At 71.8% G+C, this 18,907-nt stretch carries 7 protein-coding genes; 3 read left to right on the top strand and 4 right to left on the bottom strand.

What is annotated here, in order from left to right; genetic code table 11:
* Positions 1-903, top strand: a 903-nt coding sequence (locus ACZ601_RS38845; RefSeq protein WP_469546915.1) for an acyl carrier protein, incomplete at its 5' end; no start/stop codon positions are given.
* A gap of 38 nt (positions 904-941) precedes the next feature.
* Positions 942-2,414, top strand: coding sequence for an FAD-dependent monooxygenase (locus ACZ601_RS38840; RefSeq protein ID WP_469546912.1), 1,473 nt, complete (start codon positions 942-944; stop codon positions 2,412-2,414).
* A 75-nt stretch (positions 2,415-2,489) separates the two neighbouring features.
* Here ACZ601_RS38840 and ACZ601_RS38835 read toward each other — a convergent pair whose 3' ends face one another.
* Both ACZ601_RS38835 and ACZ601_RS38830 read right to left on the bottom strand, forming a co-directional pair.
* Positions 2,490-2,741 carry a phosphopantetheine-binding protein gene (locus tag ACZ601_RS38835; protein ID WP_469546911.1) on the bottom strand — a complete coding sequence of 84 codons (252 nt, stop codon included), beginning with the start codon at positions 2,739-2,741 and terminating at the stop codon, positions 2,490-2,492.
* Positions 2,742-2,781: 40 nt separating this feature from the next.
* The gene (locus tag ACZ601_RS38830) at positions 2,782-3,807 is read right to left on the bottom strand and encodes a ketoacyl-ACP synthase III family protein (protein ID WP_469546909.1); all 1,026 of its coding nucleotides are present in this window, start codon (positions 3,805-3,807) and stop codon (positions 2,782-2,784) included.
* Between the two features lie 212 nt (positions 3,808-4,019).
* On the opposite strand from ACZ601_RS38830, the gene ACZ601_RS38825 reads away from it, so the two are divergent.
* Positions 4,020-5,228 (top strand): cytochrome P450, encoded by a 1,209-nt coding sequence (locus tag ACZ601_RS38825; protein ID WP_469546905.1) that lies wholly within the window; start codon positions 4,020-4,022, stop codon positions 5,226-5,228.
* A 116-nt stretch (positions 5,229-5,344) separates the two neighbouring features.
* Here ACZ601_RS38825 and ACZ601_RS38820 read toward each other — a convergent pair whose 3' ends face one another.
* Both ACZ601_RS38820 and ACZ601_RS38815 read right to left on the bottom strand, forming a co-directional pair.
* Positions 5,345-6,955, bottom strand: coding sequence for a DHA2 family efflux MFS transporter permease subunit (locus tag ACZ601_RS38820; protein ID WP_469546902.1), 1,611 nt, complete (start codon positions 6,953-6,955; stop codon positions 5,345-5,347).
* Positions 6,956-7,030: 75 nt separating this feature from the next.
* Positions 7,031-18,907: SDR family NAD(P)-dependent oxidoreductase (locus ACZ601_RS38815; RefSeq protein ID WP_469546899.1), on the bottom strand; the 11,877-nt coding region annotated here is incomplete at its 5' end.

Raw genomic sequence — 18,907 nt, 5'->3', positions numbered from 1 at the left:
CTCCTCGGCAACCCCGGCCAAGCCAACTACGCCGCCGCCAACACCTTCCTCGACGCCCTCGCCCACCACCGCCACACCCAAGGCCTCCCCGCCACGTCCCTCGCCTGGGGCCTCTGGAACACCACCCACGGCATGGCCGCACAACTCGACGAGCGGGCTCTCGCGAGGCTGGCGCAGACCGGGGTCGTGCCGTTGTCGCCGGAGGAGGGGCTGAGGCAGTTCGACGCGGCGCTCGCCCTGGGCCAGCCGCTGGCGGTGGGCCTCGGTGTCGACCCCGCGGTGCTGGCGGACCGGGCGGCGTCGGGGCAGCTCGACCCGCTGCTCAGCCATCTGGCGCAGGCCCGGCCCGTGCACAAGGGCAGTGCGGCGGTGCGGCGGGCGGGCGCGGACGGGCCGCCGCCGGCGGAGCGGCTCGCGTCGCTGTCCCCCGCCGCGCGCCGTGATGCACTGCGGGAGCTGGTGCTCGGCAGCGTCGCGACGGTGCTCGGACACGCGTCCGCCCAGGGCGTCGATCCGGAGCGGCCCTTCACCGCGCTCGGCTTCGACTCGCTGTCGGCGTACGAGCTGCGTAATCACCTGACCGCGGCCACTGGCTCCCGGCTGACGCCGACACTGATCTTCGACCACCCGACGCCGAACGCGCTCGCCGCCCACCTGGAGGAATCGCTGGCGCCCGCGCAGCAGGATCCGTTCGCCGTGCTGCTGGACGAGCTGAACCGGATCCAGGAGCGGCTCGGCGAGGGTGAGGTGCAGCCGGGTGCGGTGGGACGTGTGGTCACCCGGCTGCAGGACTTCCTCGGGCTGCTGGAGGAGAGCCGGGCCGGCGGCGACGCCCCTGAGCTGTCCACCGCCACGGACGACGAGATCTTCAACCTCATCGACAACGAACTCGGCATCGCCTGATGCCCCGCCCGGGGCCTTGGGCAAGAAGGGATACGCGCATGTCCGGTCCAGTCATCATCGCGGGCAGTGGGCCCGCCGGGCTCATGCTCGCGCACGAACTGAGGCTGTGGGGCATCGAGACCGTCGTGCTCGACAGGCTGACCGCGCCCAGCGAGCGCACGCCGGGACAGGCTCTCAACCTGTCGGCGGCCGAACTACTGCAACAGCGGGGGCTGTTGGAGGAGCTGCTGGAACACAGCAAGCCCGTCCAGGGCACGCACTTCTCGCTGATCTGGCTGGAGGACAGCGCGCTGCGCGGGCGGCACCAGCCCGCGCTGCTCCTGGGCCAGCACCATGTCGAGCGCCGGCTGGAACAGGCGGCCCTGGAACGGGGCGCCGAACTACGGCGCGGGCACGAGCTTGTCGATGCGCATCAGGACGTGTCCGGGGTCGACGTGCGGGTGCGCGGACCGGAGGGCGAGTACACCCTGCGGGGTTCGTACCTGGTGGGCGCGGACGGCGAGTCGAGCCGGGTCCGGGAGCTCGCCGGGATCGGCTTCCCGGGCGCGGGCTCGTCCAACTGCGGGCTCGTCGCGGATGTGGGGGTCCCACTTGAGGAGCTGCCCGAGGTTCACCGCGGCTCGAAGGTCTCGCCAGGCGGCGGCATCTACTCGGCGGTGCCGACGGACAACGGTGTGACCCGGGTTGTCACCGCCGAGTTCGACACCGAGCTGCCGGACCGTCACGGCCTGCCGGACGCCGCCGAGCTGGGGGCAGCCATCGAGCGGATCAACGGCGTGGTGTTCCCGGACGTGCCCGTGCGCTGGGTGGAACGGTACGGCGGGCCGACCCGGATCGCGGACCGCTACCGCGCGGGCAGGGTGTTCCTGGTCGGAGACGCGGCGCACACGTTCTACCCGCTGGCCGGGCTGCGCCTGAACCTGTGTTTCCAGGACGCGGCCAACCTGGGGTGGAAGCTGGCCGCGCGGCTGCTCGGCTGGGGGCCCGAAGGGCTGCTGGACACCTACGAGGCGGAGCGCCGCCCCCAGGGGGAGCGGGCCGCAGCCGCCACGGACGTCCAGCTGGCGCTGATTCATCCGGCGCGGCGGGTGGCGCCGGTGCGCGATCTGGTGACGCGGCTGCTGCGCTTCCCGGACGTCAACCGTCATCTGCTGGAGCTGTCCACCGGCCTCGACGTCAGCTACGTGCCGGACGCCGCGATGCCGCTGGGGCGCCGGCTGCCGCACGTACCGCTCGAAGGCGCGGAGGGGGCGACAAGTGTGCCCGAACTGCTGAGCCCGGGAACGGGTTTGCTGCTTGATCTGAGCGGGGCGGACGGAGTGGAGCCGGCCACGGTGTCCGGCCGGGCGGGCCGGCTGCGGCGGGTCGCGGTAAAGCCGTCGCCGGAGATCGTGGCGGAGGCGGTGCTGGTGCGGCCGGACGGCCATGTGGCGTGGGCCGGCTCTCCGACGAGTGACGCTGCCGGCCTGGAGGAGGCCGCGGCCGCGTGGTTCGGTCCGGCACACACCTGAGGTACAGACCGCGCGAACAGAGGGTGGGAGGCGACGGATCGCCTCCCACCCTCTGTTCGCGCGCGTGTGCTGCTGTCAGTGCGGTGCCGCGGCGTGGCCGGCCAGGTGGCCCGCCCAGGCCTCGATCGTGGGTACGGCGGCGAGGTCGCGGAGCTTCACCGGGTGGCCCGCGCGCCTCCATCCGTTGATGAGCTGCATCAAGTGCAGTGATTTGAGTCCGAGCTGGACGAGGTTCGTGTCGTCCGCGATGGAGTCGGCGGGGAGGCGGAGGACGGCTGCCACCGCCTCGCGTATCTCCTGCCGGGAAAAGGCTTCGGCGGTGGTCATGAGGGGTCTTCCTTCTGTGGGATGACGGCTGCGGGTGAGGTCAGGGTGCGGCGAGGATCTCCACGACAGCGGCGCCGACCTCCATGCCGACTGCGGCGGCGAGCAGGAGCACCCGGTCGCCGGGTCCGGCCTGACCGGTGTCGAGGAGGTGTTCAAGACCGGCGATCTGGTCGGTGCCCGCGCTGTGGCCGAGGGTCCGGTTGAACCCCCAGGTGCCGCGCTCCTCGTCGATGCCGAGCGGGTCGAGAAAGCCGAATCTGATCTGGTCCAGGGCGACGGCGCTGTGGGCGACCTTGGTGATGTCGTCCATCCGCAGGCCGCTGTCGGCGAGGACCTGGTCGACGACCTCGGTGACCAGGTCGCCGAGGTGAAAGAGGGGAGGCGCGACGCCCGCGGCCCACTGGGCCCTGATGTGGTCGCTGCGCTCCTCCAGATCGAGGCGGCGGCCGACGGTTATGGACGGTGGGAACAGCGGTTCGCCGCCACGGTGCAGGATCTCGGCCTCGGGGCAGGACACGGAGTGGACGGCCAGCAGCCGGGCGAAGCCGTCGCGGCGGGAGAGGACGGCCGCCGAGCCGCCGTCCCCGAGGAGGTAGTGGCTGCTGACACGCCAGCGGTCGATGTTGGCGGTGGAGAAGTTGTCGCCCGCGGTGACGAGGACGGCGTCCTGGCCGCCGGCCGTGTTCAGCCACTGGGCGGCGAGCCGCATCGACTGGATCATGCCGAGGCAGCCTTGGCGGATCTCCATGGCGGGGACCGGCCGGTCCAGGGTCCGGTGGAGCACATAGTGCGGGGCGGACCAGATCTCCGGGCCCTGGTGGTGCACGGGGGTGTGCAGCAGGGCCGCGAACTCGTCGGGTGTGTGCTCGGAGCGCTTGACGGCCTCACGGGCGGCGGCGATCGCCATCTCGGGGGCGGGTGTCTCGCCGGCCACCCCGACGGAGATCATTCCGCTCTCGGTGCGCAGCTCCTCGTCGTACCAGCCGTTCGCGACGGCGTGCGCGGTGGTGACCCGCTCCGGCAGGAATGTGCCGATTCCGGCCAGGAAGACATTGTCGACTTTCATGGAAGGAGTCCTCTTCCCCAAGCGTCCGTCGGGCGTGCGGACATGATCGGTGAAGCCTCTTGCGGGGTGCTTTCGATGAGCTTGCGGGACGCAAAAGCGGCCACCGAACGGAAAGGGGCCAGGGGTGCGGCCCGCAGATGTTTTAAGTCAGCTTTAGCACCCGCGAATAGTGTGCCGGAACGCGTTCAATACCTTCGGAGGAGTACCTCACCGTGACAGCAATCCAGGAATTGCCGCGGCTCCCGTTCGAGCGGGATGCGGAGAATCCGGCTACGTCGATCGCTCCCATGTTCCACAAGCTGCGAGCCGGCCATCCGGTGGCCCGGGTCGGAACTCCGGCCGGGGACGAGGGGTGGCTGATCACCCGTTACAAGGAGATCAAGCAGCTCTTCAACGATCCGCGGCTCGGCCGTTCCCACCCGGACCCGGACAGCGCCGCCCGGATCGCGAACGCCGCGGTGATCAGCGGTCCGCTCGGCAAACCGGAGGACGAGGTCGCCAACCGGTCGCGGATGCGGCGCCTGTTCGCACCGTCGTTCTCGGCGCGCCGGGTGGAGCAACTGCGGCTCGACGTGGAGCAGATCGTCAACGACCTTTTCAACAAGATGGAGGCCGGGTCGAATCCGGCCGATTTCCACGAGGCGCTGTCGTTCCCGCTGCCGGTGCTCGTCATCTGCCAGCTGCTGGGTGTTCCCGGCGCCGACCGCGAGGAGTTCCGGCTCTACTCCAACGGGGCCACGAACCTGTACGACCGGGCCGGGTCGCAGGCTGCCTGGGACCGGCTGACGAGTTACATGCACAAGCTGATCAAGGTGAAGCGGAAGAACCCCGGTCAGGATGTCTTCTCCGATCTGATCGAGGCCGAGGAGCGGGAGAACCTCAGCGAGGACGAGATCGCGGGTCTGGGCGCCGCACTGCTGTTCGCCGGGCACGAGACCACGGTGACGCGCCTGGACATCGGCACGCTGCTGCTGCTGACCAACCCCGATCAGAGGGCGATGCTGCAGAAGGATCCCCAGGGCCTGATCAAGAACACGGTCGAGGAGATCCTGCGGGCGGCGGCGCCCTCCACCCAGGACGTGCTGCCGCGCTACGCCCACCAGGACATCGAGGTCGGCGGCATGACGATTCCGGCGGGCGATCTGATCCTGCTGCCGTTCACGGCCGCCAACCGGGACCCGCAGATGTTCGACGACCCGGATGTCTTCAATATCAACCGGGACATCTCGCAGCATCTCGCGTTCGGGCACGGCCCGCGTTTCTGCATCGGCGCCAGCCTGGCCCGTGTGGAGCTGCAGATCGTGTTCTCGACGCTGTTCCAGCGTTTCCCGAACCTGCAGCTGGCGGGTGACCCGAACGAACTGGAGTTCCGCGACGACACCCTCACCGGGGGCCTGGCCCATCTGCCCGTCAAGTGGTGAACAGCTCCTCGACGTAAGGCACTGAAATAGAGGGCCGCCCCGGACTCCCGTCCGGGGCGGCCCTCTATCGGTCTCTATCGGTCTCTGTCAGCCTCTGTCGGTCTCTGTCGTGCCGGTCAGCTGCCGGTTGTGGCGTCCGCCGGAACAGTCGCGGCGGGCTTCTGCGGAGCGGCGGCCCGCCGTGTGTGGGAGGTCGCGGCGAGCGCGGCCACCACGCCGACGGCCAGCGCGCAGATCGGCAGCAGCGTCGTGGTGTGCAGCATGGCGAGGTAGCCGTCGCCATACACCTGCCGGGCCAGCTTCTCGGCGGTCGCCGCCACGTCGTGCGGCACGGCGGCCGCGACGTGCCGGGCGCCCGAGGCACGTGCGTCCTCGGCGGCGAACGACGAGACGAACGTGGACCGTACGCCGTCGGGCAGCCCGCTGGCGCGGTCCACGGCGCCGGAGTGGACCTGGGAGATCAGCTGGTGCTGCATGAGGGCGCCGATCGCGGCCGAACCGATGACCGAACCGAGCTGCCGCATCGTGTTGTTGACGCCACTGGCCGCACCGGCGAGCTGGGGCTTGACGCCGCGCATCGCCTCGGCGGCCAGGGGCGCGAGGAGGCATCCGGTGCCGAGACCGGTGACGAGCAGCGCGGGTGTGAAGGTGTACCAGTCGCTGTCCGAGCCGGCGAGACGGCTCACCAGGGCGATGCCGGTGCCGTACATCACGAGGCCGAACATCAGGACGTACTTGCCGCCGATCCGGTCCGACATCCGGCCGGCGAACGGGGCCACGGCCATGGACACCAGCGGTGACGGTGCCAGGGTGAGACCCGCACGCATCGCGCTCATTCCCAGGTCCGACTGGAGATACAGGTTGAAGGGGAGGACCAGGCCCAGCATGGACATCGCGATGAGGCCCGCGATCACGGACATCAGGGTGAAGTTCCGGTTGCGGAAAACCGCGAACGGGAGCAGGGGTTCCTTGTCCTGCATGCTGCGCTGGTGCAGGAGGAACGCGGCGGCGAGGACGACACCGGCTCCGATACAGAGATAGATCATGCCGTTCCAGTGGTAGCGCTGGCCCTCCTGCAGGCCGAAGCAGAGCGCGAGCAGAGCCCCGCTCGCCAGCAGTACCCCGTTGATGTCGAAGCGGTGGGCGCGGCCGGTGCGGATGTCAGGCACGAAGAGCAGCGTCAGGACCAGGACGGCGAGCCCGACCGGCAGGTTGACGAAGAAGATCCACCGCCAGCCCGCCGCACTGACCAGGAGTCCGCCCAGCGTGGGCCCGGAGATCGTGGCGACGCCGGCGACCGAACCCCACACGCCCATGGCAGCGCCTCGCCGCTCGGCCGGGAAGACGGAGACGATCATGGCCATGGTCTGTGGGCCCATCAGGGCGGCGCCGAGGCCCTGCACCGCGCGGGTGGCGATGAGTTCGGCCGGGTTCTGGGCCAGCCCGCACACGACGCTGGCCAGGGTGAAGACGATGACTCCGGCCAGGAAGAGGGACCGCGGCCCGTACAGGTCGCCGAGCCGGCCCGCCGTGATCAGGAGGACGGCCAGGACCAGGGCGTAGGCACTGACCGTCCACAGTGCCTGGTCGAGCGATGCGCCCAGGTCCGACATGATGTCGGGCATCGCCACGTTCACGATGGTCAAGTCCAGCAGGGTCATGTAGAACCCGAGGGCGAGAGTGGTCAGCACCACCCAGGGGTTTCCGCGCCAGGTACTCACACGCATACCTCTTCCGTTCGCATCTTGCGGTCCGTCACCGGTCGCATCTGTGGTGCTTCTCCTTCGGTACGGCTCGGCCGGTCAGTTGAGCGAGCCGAGTTCGCCGTCGAGCGCGGCGAACAGTTCGTCATCGGTGGCGGCGTCGAGGTCCTCGCCGTCATCGGGTGCGGCGGCCGCCTGGGCGGCCTGCCAGGTCCGTAGCAGTGCGGCGATCCTGCCGCCGATCCCCGCGTGCTCCGGGGCCCCGCCGTCTCTGGCCAGCAGGGCTTCCAGCCGGTCGAGATCGGCGCTCAGCGTGGCGGGCCCGCCGGTCGGCGCCGGGGCGATCCGGTCGGCGAGTTCGGCAGCGAGCGCCGCGGCGGACGGGTAGTCGAACGCGAGGGTCGCCGACAGTCGCAGCCCGGTGGCCGCCCCGAGCCTGTTGCGCAGCTCCACCGCGGTCAGGGAGTCGAACCCGAGCTCCTGGAAACCGCGTTCCGCGTTGACGCCCCGGCTGTCGGCGTGCCCGAGGACCTGCGCGATCTGGGTGACGACGATGTCGAGCAGGGCCGCCCGCCGCTCGTCGGTCCCCAGGGACGCCAGCCGGTCGGTCAGCGCCGCCACGGCGCCGGGGCCTTCGGCGCGGGCGACGGCGCGACGGGCGGGCGCCTTGACCAGGGCGCGCATCAGCGAGGCCAGTTCGCCCCCGCCGGCCTGGCGGCGCAGCGCGGGCCGGTCGAGGCCGGTGGCGACTGGCGCGGAGTCGGATCCGGCGAGCGCGGTGTCGAGCAGCGCCAGGGCGTGAGCCGCGGTCATCGGGGTGATACCGGAGCGGGCGAGCCGGGCCAGGTCGCTCTGCTTGAGCTCCTCGCCCATGCCTCCGCCGCCCCACAGCCCCCAGCCGATGGACAGGGCGGGCAGTCCGGCGGTCCTGCGGTGCTGTGCGAGGGCGTCCAGGAAGGCGTTGGCCGCCGCGTAGTTGGCCTGTCCTGGCGTACCGATGGTGGCGGCGACCGAGGAGAACAGGACGAACGCGGCGAGGCCGCTGTCGCGGGTCAGCTCGTGCAGATGCCAGGCCGCATCAGCCTTGGGCCGGAGTACGGCGGCCATCCGGGCGGGGGTGAGACCACTGAGGACACCGTCGTCCAGGACGCCCGCGGTGTGCACGACCGCGGTCAGCGGGTGCGCGGCGGGCACGGTGTCGAGCAGGGCGGCCAGCGCGGACCGGTCGGCGGTGTCGCAGGCGGCGATCCGGGCCGTCGCCCCCAGCGCGGCCAGGGAATCGACCAGCGCGGCCGCTCCAGGCGCGTCGGGGCCTCGCCTGCTGACCAGCAGCAGGTGGCGGGCGCCGTGCGCGGTGACGAGGTGACGGGCCACGAGACCACCGAGCAGTCCGGTCGCCCCGGTCAGCAGCACGGTCCCTTCCGGGTCGAGCGGTCCCGCCGCCCGGTCGTGGCCCGGCTCGGCAGGGGTCAGCCGGGGCACGTACGCCTGTCCGGCGCGCAGGGCGACGGTGGGTTCGCGCTCGGAGCGGGCGTAGGCGGTGGCTGCCGCCAGGGCGTGGGCCGAGGCGGCGGTGCCGTCGGTGTCGACCACGACGATGCGGCCGGGGTACTCCGCCTGTGCGGTGCGCAGGAGTCCGGCCACGGCCGCGTGGGCGGGGTCGGGACTCTCGTCCGGCAGGACGGCGGCGGTGCCCGTGACGAGCAGCACCAGCGGAAGATCCGCGAGTCCGTCGTGTCCGGCCCACTCCTGCAGCAGTTCGAGGGTGTCGGTGACCGCGCGGTGGGCGGCGGCCGCGACGGACCCGGCCTGCCCGGCGCTGCTCCGAGGCACCTGGGCGAGCAGCAGATCCGGAGCGGTGGCGGGGTCCTTGGCGGCCGAGGAGACGGCGTCGAGCGCCGGATACGACGTGGTCGAGCCGGCGCCGGGGACCGTACCGGGGACGGGCAGCGGCAGTTGGGCGGCGCTGTCCAGGACCGCCCAGCGCGGCGCGGCCGCGGCCGTGGCGGCCGGGCCCGCCGGGACCCAGCCCAGCCGGAGCAGGCCGGTGCCCGGTTCGGCCGGTTTCTGCTCCGCGGCGGGCAGGGCGCGCAGCGCGAGGCTGTCGACGCGGGCGACGGGTGCTCCGGAGGGGTCGAAGAGGTCCAGCACGACGGAGGTGTCGCCGTCGCCGGGAGTGATCCGGACCCGGAGCGCGGTGGCGTCGGTGGCGTACAGCGTCAGGCCGCTCCAGGAGAAGGGGATGTGGGCCGTGTCCTGTCCTTCACCGCCGCCGGGGCCCCGCGCGCCGAGGGCGAGCGGGCGCAACGCGGAGTCGAGAAGGGCCGGGTGGATACCGAAGCCCGTGGCCGGGGGTGCGGCGTCGGGCAGCGTGACCTCGGCGTACAGCGCGCCGTCGAGGCGCCAGGCGGCCGTCAAGCCCTCGAACGCCGGGCCGTAGTCGAGTCCGGCGGCCACCAGGCGCACCGTCAGTTCGTCGAGGTCGAGGGGCTCGGCGCCGGGCGGCGGCCACGCCTCGCCGATCGCCTGCGGCGCGGGTCCGGCCGCGGCGAGCGTACCGGTGGCGTGCCGGGTCCAGTCCTCGGGCGCCGCGTCGGCGCCGTCGTCCGGGCAGGAGTGCACGGTGAAGGGGTGGCGGCCCTCCCCGTCGGCGGGGCCGGCGGACAGCTGGAGGCGCAGGGTCGCGTCGTCGGGCAGCACCAGCGGTGCCTGGAGGGTGAGGTCCTCGATACGGCCGCAGCCGAGGTGGTCGCCGACGTGCACGGCGAGATCGGCGAGTGCGGCGCCCGGCAGCACGGTCCGGCCCGCGACCAAGTGATCGGCGAGCCAGGGGTGTTCGGCGGCCGAGAGCCGGGCGGTGAACAGCACTCCGGCGCCGTCGGCGAGCGGCACCCGGGCTCCGAGGAGCGGGTGGCCCGCCGGGTCCTGACCGGCTGCCGGGATGTCGGCCGCCGCGGTGCCCGGCCGCAGCCAGTAGCGGCTGCGCTGGAATGCGTACGTGGGCAGCTTCACGGTCCGGGCGCCGTGCTGCGCGAGCCGCTGTGGCCAGTCTGCGGGGGCGCCGCCCGACACCGCGAGGGCCACGGGCCCGTGCTGGTGTGCGGCGGCGAACGCGGCACCGGCTGTGCCGTATTCGGGCCGCCCCGCGCGCAGAACAGCGACCGCGGTCAGGTCGGGTGCGGGCAGGGCTTCTTGGACCATGGCGGTCAGGACGGGGTCCGGTCCCAGTTCGAGGTAGGTGCTGACGCCTTGGGCGGCGAGGGTGGTCAGCCCGTCGTGGAAGCGGACGGTGCCACGGATGTGCCGGGCCCAGTAACCCGGATCCGCGAGCTCCTCACCCGTCGCGACCCGGCCCGTCACATTCGACACAACCGGAACCGTCGGCGCTCCGAAGGTCAGTGACGAAGCGACCGCGGTGAACTCCTCCAGCACCTCATCCATATGCGCGGAGTGAAACGCGTGACTTACCGCCAGCCGCTTCGACTTCCACCCACGTTCCCGGACCAGACCGCCGAACTCCTCCACCGCATCCGCATCCCCGGACACCACCACGGCGCCCGGTCCGTTGACCGCCGCCACATCCACCCGCCCTGCGAAGCCGGCCAGCAGCCCGAGAACATCCGCCTCGGTGGCACGGACCGCGAGCATCGCCCCGTCATCCCGCGCGGCCTCCATCAGCCGGCCCCGCGCCGCCACCAAACGCCCCGCATCCTCCAGCGACAGCACACCGGACACATGCGCTGCCACCAGCTCCCCCACCGAATGCCCCAGCAGCACATCCGGACGCACCCCACGATGCTCCATCAACCGGAACAACGCCGTCTCCACCGCGAACAACGCCACCTGCGTGTACTGCGTCCGATCCAGCAACCCCTCCGGACCCCCGCCGAACACCACATCCCTCAACGGCACCGCCAGATACGGATCCACCACCCCACACACCGCATCGAACGCCTCCGCGAACACCGGCTCACCCACATACAACTCGCGGCCCATACCCACCCGCTGAGCACCCTGACCGGTGAACAGAACCGCCAGTTGTCCCGCGGGGGCGGGCCGGGCGCGCAGCAGGTGCGGCGAATCCGCTCCTGCGGCGAGCGCGCCGAGGCCGTCGAGCAGTTCGTCTCGGGTGGCGCCCAGGACCACGGCACTGTGGTCGAAGGCGGTACGGGTGGTGGCGAGGGACAGTGCGATGTCCTCGGGGCTCGGGGCCGTGTCGCCGGAGGCGAACTCCAGCAGACGTGTGGCCTGTCCGCGCAGCGCCTCGTCGGATCGGGCGCTGAGCGCCCACGGCAGCGGGCCGTCGTACGGCACGGTGTGCGCGGCGACGGGCCGGTCGGATGCGGGGGCGGCACCCTCCAGGACGATGTGCGCGTTGGTTCCGCTGATACCGAAGGAGGAGACGGCGGCGCGGCGCGGACGCTCTGCCGCCTCCGGCCAGTCCTGCTCCTCTGTGAGCAGCGACACCGCACCCGCCGACCAGTCGACGTGGGAGGTGGGCCCATCGACGTGCAGCGTGCGCGGCAGCACGCCGTGGCGCATCGCCATCACCATCTTGATGACGCCGCCGACCCCGGCAGCCGCCTGCGAGTGCCCGATGTTGGACTTCAACGAGCCCAGCCACAAGGGGTTTTCAGCCGTGCGGCCCTGACCGTACGTGGCGATCAGTGCCTGTGCCTCGATCGGGTCGCCCAGCTTCGTCCCCGTGCCGTGCGCCTCGACGGCGTCCACGTCGGCGCCGGTCAGTCCGGAGTTGGCGAGGGCCTGGCGGATGACGCGCTGCTGGGCGGGGCCGTTCGGCGCGGTGAGGCCGTTGGAGGCGCCGTCCTGGTTGACGGCGCTGCCCCGGATGACGGCGAGTACGTCGTGGCCGTTGCGCCGCGCGTCCGAGAGCCGCTCCAGGACGAGCATGCCGACGCCTTCGGCCCAGCCGGTGCCGTCGGCGGACTCGGAGAACGCCTTGCAGCGGCCGTCGGGCGACAGCGCCCGCTGGCGGCTGAACTCGATGAACGTGGTGGGCGTCGACATCACCGTGACGCCGCCCGCCAGGGCCAGGGTGCACTCGCCCTGCCGCAGCGCCTGCGCCGCCAGGTGCAGGGCGACCAGCGACGACGAGCACGCCGTGTCCACCGTGACGGCCGGACCTTCGAGGCCGAGGGTGTACGCGATGCGCCCGGAGGCGACGCTGCCCATGCTGCCGTTGCCGAGGTGTCCTTCGTATCCCTCGGGCGCCGGCTGCAGCCGGGACGCGTAGTCGTTGTACATGACACCGACGAAGACCCCGGACCTGCTGGACCGCAGGGGCTGCGGGTCGATGCCCGCCCGTTCCAGCGCCTCCCACGAGGTTTCCAGGAGCAGCCGCTGCTGCGGGTCCATGGCGGCGGCCTCGCGCGGGCTGATCCCGAAGAACTCGGCGTCGAACTCGTCCGCGTCGTAGAGGAATCCACCGTCCTTGGAGTACGTGCGCCCGATCCGGTCGGGGTCGGGGTCATAGAGGTCGGCGACGTTCCAGTCACGGGAGGCGGGGAACCCGTCGACGGCGTCGACCCCATCACGCACCAACCGCCACAGGTCCTCCGGTGTGGCGACGGCCCCGGGGTAGCGGCAGCCCATGCCCACGATCGCGATGGGGTCGTCGATGAGTTCCCGGCCGGACGGGACGATCGCTGCGGCTTCGGCCTCTGCGGTGTCGGTTCCCGCAGCCAGCTCGACCAGGTGATCGATGACGGCGCCCGGCGTCGGATAGTCGAAGACCAGCGTCGGGGAGATGGTGAGGCCGGTCTCCGCGCCCAGCCGGTTGCGCAGTTCGACCGAGGCGAGGGAGTCGAAACCGGCCTCGCGGAACGGCCGGTTCTCGTCGATCCGGCCGGGGGTGTCATGGCCGAGAACCGTGGCGACCTGTGCGAACACCATGGGTCCGACGGCTGCGCGCCGCTCGGGCTCGGCCAGGGCACCGATCCGCTGCGCCCACTCGCCGTCGGGGGTGTGCGACGCGCCGCGCCGCGCGCGGGCCGGGGTCCGCACCAGTCCGGTCAGCACGGCGGGCAGCCGGCCGCTGCCCGCGTCCGCGCTCAGCGCGGCGAGGTCGATGCGGGCAGGGACGAGCGAGGGCCGGCCGGCGGCGAACGCGGCGTCGAAGAGGTCGAGGCCCTGCGCGGTCTCCATCGGGGCGATACCGCCGCGGGTCATCCGGGCCAGGTCCGCCCGGTCGAGGTGTCCGGTGAGTCCGCTGGCCTCACCCCACAGTCCCCAGCCGAGCGAGACGGCGGGCAGCCCGTGGGCGGCGCGGTGCTGGGCGAGAGCGTCCAGGAAGCCGTTCGCGGCCGTGTAGTTGGCCTGTCCCGGGTTGCCGAGAGTGGCGGTGACAGAAGAGAACAGAACGAACGCGGCGAGGTCGGCGTCCCGGGTCAGCTCGTGCAGATGCCAGGCCCCGTCGGCCTTGGGCGCGAGTACGGAGTCGAACCGGTCCGGCGTCAGCGAGGCCAGCGTGCCGTCATCGAGGATCCCCGCCGTGTGCACGACCGCGGTCAGCGGATGCGCTGCGGGGATGGAGGCCAGGAGAGCACCGACCGCGTCCCGGTCCGCGACGTCGCAGGCGGCGAAGACCGCCTCTGCGCCCGCTGCGGCGAGGGACTCCGCGAGCTCGGCGGCCCCGTCCGCCTGCGCGCCCCTGCGGCTGGCGAGCAGCAGACGGCGGGCGCCGTACCGCGTGGCAAGGTGCCGGGCGAAGAGGCCGCCCAGGGTGCCGGAAGCCCCGGTGATCAGCACCGTGCCGTCGGGGTCGAGTTCCGGTGCCCCGGCCTCGTCGGCGGCGCGCGCCCGGACCAACAGGGGTCGGAGCAGCACGCCGTCGTGCAGGGCGAGTTGTGGCGCGGCGTCGAGAAGCGCGCGCTGCCATGCCGGGGACGGCTCGTCGGCCGCACCCACGTCGAGCAGCGCGATCCGTCCGGGCTGCTCGGTCTGGGCGGTGCGCAGCAGCCCCCAGACGGCGGCGCCGGCCAGGTCGGTGACGTCGTCACCGTGGTGCGGGGCGACCGCGCCGGAAGTGATGACGGTGAGACGGGTACGGCTGAACTCCGGTGTCGCGGACCACAGCTGGAGTTCACCGAGAACCTGATGGGTCAGCTGCCGCAGCCGCGCGGGCACGTCGTGCGGGTCCTGGGCCGAGTGCGCGACGAGGTACACCCGATCCGGGGCGGGCTGCCCCTCCTGCATGGCGGCCAGGAGCGCGGCCAGGTCGGAGTGGACCGCCGTGGACCGGGCCGCGGTGTCGAGCGTCGTGAGGAGGCGGGCTCGGAGGGAGTTGTCGGCGCCGACGACCACGGCCGTGGTGCCCGTGTCCCCGTCGGCATCCTCCTGCCGCGTCTCCTCGGAGACCTGCTCCCAGTCGAGGGCGTACAGCGATCGGACCCCGGCCCCCGGGAGCAGCGCGTCGCCGGACACCTGCCGGAGCACCAGCGACTCGACGCGCGCCACGAGCTCGCCGTCCGTGTCCGTGACGTCCAGGGCGAGGGTGTCAGGCGTGTTCGCCGACAGGTGGACGCGTACGGAGCGGGTCGCGGGTGCGCCCAGCCGGACGCCGGACCAGATGAACGGCAGCCGGGGGCGGGCCTGCCCGATCGTGGCACCGTCGGCGTCCGCAGCGGGAGCGAGTCCCGCGTGGAGCGCCGCGTCGAGGAGCGCGGGGTGGATTCCGAAGGTGCCCTCATCTGTCGGATGCATGTCGTCAACGAGGTCGACTTCGGCGAAGCTCTCGTTGCCGCGCCGCCAGGCGGCACGTACGCCCTGGAACCCCGGGCCGTACGAGTAACCCTGCGCGGCGAGCGTCTCGTACAGCCAGTCCGGATCGATGGGTTCGGCGTCCTGCGGCGGCCAGTGCGCCCCGGACACGGCCGGCAGTCCGGTCGCGGGCTCCAGCGTGCCCGAGGCGTGCCGGGTCCACGTTTCGTCGGCCGGGTCGGGCTCGGCGTCCCGGGCCGGTTCGATCCGGGAGTGGACGCTCACCGTGCGCCGCCCCTGGGTGTCCGGCCCGCCGACGGCGACCTGGATCCGTACGGGCGCGTCCGCCAGGACAAGTGGCGCTTCCAGCGTCAGTTCGGTCAGCACCTCGCAGCCGACTTCCCGGCCCGCGCGCAATGCCATCTCGACGAACGACGTGCCGGGCAGCAGGACGGATCCCGCGATCGTGTGATCGACGAGCCAGCCGTGCGTACGGAGATCGACCCGGCCGGAGAGCAGCAGGCCGTCCCCCTCTGCCACCGGGATGACCGCACCGAGCAGCGGATGGTTCGCCGGGTCGAGCCCGGCCGTGGGCATGCCACCGGCCGGGCGCCGCTCGCGAAGCCAGAAGTGCTGCCGCTGGAACGGGTACGTCGGCAGCTCCAGCTGGTCACCCGCGGGCAACAGGGCAGCCCAGTCGAGGTTCTGCCCCTGGGTGTACAACCTGGCTGCTGACGTGCGTAGTCGCGCGAGCGCGGCACCCCGTCCGCCGCCTGTCCCCAACGGACCGCACTCGACGACGGCCGCACCGGAGCCGCCCGGCACCTCCCGCAGAAGGTCTTCGGCCTGTGTGGCATCTCCGGGGGCGCAGGCAGTGCCGTACCGCAGGCACTCCAGCCAGTACGCGGCGGTCGGCGCCTGCCCGGTGTCAAGGCGGCCCGCGGCGCCGTACACCGGGATCGCGGCCTGCCCTGGGCGCAGGTCCGCGAGCAGTGCTCGGGCCTCGGCCTCGTCGTCCGGGACGGTCACGACACGGGCGGCGTCGGGCAGGCTCACCACACCGGCCGCGCAGGCGGCCGCGAGCTCCCCGACGCCGCGGCCCACGACCGCGTCGGGCAGCACACCCAGGGACCACCAGAGCGCGGCCGACGCCACGCCCACGGCCCACAGAACAGCCCGGCCCACCCCGGCGTCGGCCGGGGACGGGGCGTCCGGGGCGCTGCTCAGGACCGCGCGCAGATCCCAGTCGACGTGATGGGCGAGCGCGGTGCCGCACTCATCGAGGTGGGCAGCGAACTCCGGTACTTCTGAGGCGATTTCTGCCACCCCATCGACCCACTCGGAGCCGTCGGGAACCACTCCCGGGAAGACGAAGGTGACGCCCTCCGTGCTGCCGGTTTCCGCGAGGAGCCCATCAGCGGTGTCGCCGGAGGCGAGGCACGCGAGGGATTCCAGCAGGGCGTCCCGTCCGCTGCCCACGACGGCCGCGCGCCGCTCGAAGGGGGACCTGGCGGCCAGCGTGCGTGCGACGGCAGCAAAGTCGAGGTCCGGCCGTGCGTCCGCGAACTCCCTTAGTTGTGCGGCCTGTTCGCGCAGCGCTTCCTCTGTGCGCGCCGACAGCAGCCAGGGGGCAGGGTCGGTATCCAGGCCGTCGGATTCATCGGTCGCGGGGTGTGGATCAGCCGCAGGGGCCTGCTCCAGGATGATGTGTGCGTTGGTTCCGCTGATGCCGAAGGAGGAGACGGCTGCTCTGCGTGGGCGTCCGGAGTCGGGCCAGGTCTGCTCCTGTGCGAGTAGTGATACCGCGCCGGCCGACCAGTCGACGTGGGAGGTCGGCTCGTCCACATGCAGGGTGCGCGGCAGTACGCCGTGGCGCATCGCCATCACCATCTTGATGACGCCGCCGACCCCGGCGGCTGCCTGGGCGTGCCCGATGTTGGACTTCAGCGAGCCGAGCCACAACGGCTGCTCAGCGGTGTGCTCCTGACCATAGGTGGCGATCAATGCCTGGGCCTCGATCGGGTCGCCGAGCTTCGTCCCTGTGCCGTGCGCCTCCACCGCATCCACATCCGCAGGCGTGAGACGGGCATCGGCCAGCGCCTGACGCACCACACGCTGCTGCGACGGACCGTTCGGCGCGGTCAGACCATTGGACGCACCATCCTGATTGACAGCACTGCCCCGCAGTACCGCCAGGATCTGGTGACCGTTGCGCCGGGCATCCGACAACCGCTCCAGAACAACCAGACCCGCACCCTCCGCCCAGCCGGTCCCATCAGCCGAGTCGGAGAACGCCTTGCACCGCCCGTCAGGAGCCAGACCCTGCTGCCGCGAGAACTCCACGAACATGCCCGGCGTCGCCATCACCGCCGCCCCACCGGCCAACGCCAGCGAGCACTCACCCCCACGCAACGCCCGCGCCGCCAAGTGCAACGCCACCAACGACGACGAACAAGCCGTGTCCACCGTCACCGCCGGACCCTCCAGGCCCAACGTGTACGAAATCCGCCCCGAGGCCACACTCGACGACCCACCGGTCAGCAGATACCCCTCGAACCCCTCCGCCGGCTCATGCAACCGCGGACCGTAATCCTGCTGCATCACACCCGCGAACACACCCGTATCACTCCCCCGCAACACCTGCGGATCAATACCCGCCCGCTCCAACGCCTCCCACGACGTCTCCAGCAGCAACCGCTGCTGCGGATCCATCGCCGCCGCCTCACGCGGACTGATCCCAAAGAACTCCGCATCGAACTCCGCGGCGTCGTAAAGAAACCCGCCATGACGGGCATACGTCTTCCCACTCACACCGCGCTCGGGATCATAAATCCCCTCCACATCCCAGCCACGGTCCTCAGGCAGCACACCAATCGCGTCGACACCACCCGACACCAACCCCCACAACTCCTCCGGCGAAGACACCCCACCCGGATACCGACAAGCCATACCAACCACAGCCAAAGCACCCTCATCACCGTCACCACCACCAACGAACGGCACACCGGACGTGCCTTCTGCGGGTACGGTCGCGGGCACCGGAAGCTCCGGTATCACCAGCAGGTCCCGGACGATGTGCTCGGCGAGGGCGTTGGGCGTCGGGAAGTCGAAGACGATCGCGGGAGACAGCGCGAGGTCGAGGTCGCCGGCCAGGCGACTGCGCAGCTCGACCGAGGTCAGGGAGTTGTAGCCCAGATCCTTGAACGACAGCGCCGGGTCGACCTCATCCACCGCCGCGTATCCCAGAATCTCCACCGTGTGCCTGCACACCAGCGCGGCCAGCATGCCGGCGCGGATCCGGTCACCCTGAGCGCCCGCCAGCGCACGCAGTTTCGCGGCCCAGCCGTCAAGCTCTTCGTTTTCGGGGGTCGCCCCGGTGGGTTCGCTCGCCCGGTCCTCCGCCGGGGCACTGTCGGGGGTGTCGATCCAGTGGCGTTTGCGCTGGAAGGCGTAGGTGGGCAGCGGAACGCGGTGACCGTCCTGCAGGAACGAGGTGAAGTCGATCTTGGTGCCCGCGGTGTGGGCGGTGGCCAGGGCGCCCAGCACGGAACGCTCCTCGTCCCTGCCCCCACGCAGAACAGCGACCGCGGTGCCCTGGCCCGTCTCCAGTACTTCTTGGACCATGGCGGTCAGGACCGGGTCCGGTCCCAGTTCGAGGTAGGTGCTGACGCCCTGGGCGGCGAGGGTGGTCAGCCCGTCGTGGAAACGGACGGTGCCACGGATGTGCCGGGCCCAGTAACCCGGATCCGCCAGCTCCTCACCCGTCGCGACCCGGCCGGTCACATTCGACACGACCGGAACCGTTGGCAGTCCGAAGGTCAGTGTCGAAGCGACCGCGGTGAACTCCTCCAGCACCTCATCCATATGCGCGGAGTGAAACGCGTGACTGACCGCCAGCCGCTTCGACTTCCACCCACGTTCCCGAACCAGACCACCGAACTCCTCCACCGCATCCGCATCCCCGGACACCACCACAGCGCCCGGTCCGTTGACTGCCGCGACATCTACCCGGTCTGCGAAGCCGGCCAGCAGTCCGAGGACGTCTGCCTCGGTGGCCCGGACCGCGAGCATCGCTCCGTCGTCGCGCGCGGCCTCCATCAGCCGGCCCCGCGCCGCGACCAGCCGCCCCGCGTCCTCCAGGGACAGCACACCGGACACATGTGCCGCGACGAGTTCCCCCACCGAATGTCCCAGCAGCACATCCGGACGCACCCCACGATGCTCCATCAACCGGAACAACGCCGTCTCCACCGCGAA

This window comes from Streptomyces sp. NPDC104307 (assembly GCF_055584045.1).
The sequence above is the reverse complement of the archived record's forward strand: the minus strand, read 5'-3'. Positions and strand labels throughout refer to the sequence as shown.

Excerpts from the sequence above, each read along its gene's own strand:
- ACZ601_RS38840 (WP_469546912.1), top strand. The coding sequence starts at position 942 with ATGTCCGGTCCAGTCATCATCGCGGGCAGTGGGCCCGCCGGGCTCATG.
- ACZ601_RS38835 (WP_469546911.1), bottom strand. The coding sequence starts at position 2,741 with ATGACCACCGCCGAAGCCTTTTCCCGGCAGGAGATACGCGAGGCGGTG.
- ACZ601_RS38830 (WP_469546909.1), bottom strand. The coding sequence starts at position 3,807 with ATGAAAGTCGACAATGTCTTCCTGGCCGGAATCGGCACATTCCTGCCG.
- ACZ601_RS38820 (WP_469546902.1), bottom strand. The coding sequence starts at position 6,955 with ATGCGTGTGAGTACCTGGCGCGGAAACCCCTGGGTGGTGCTGACCACT.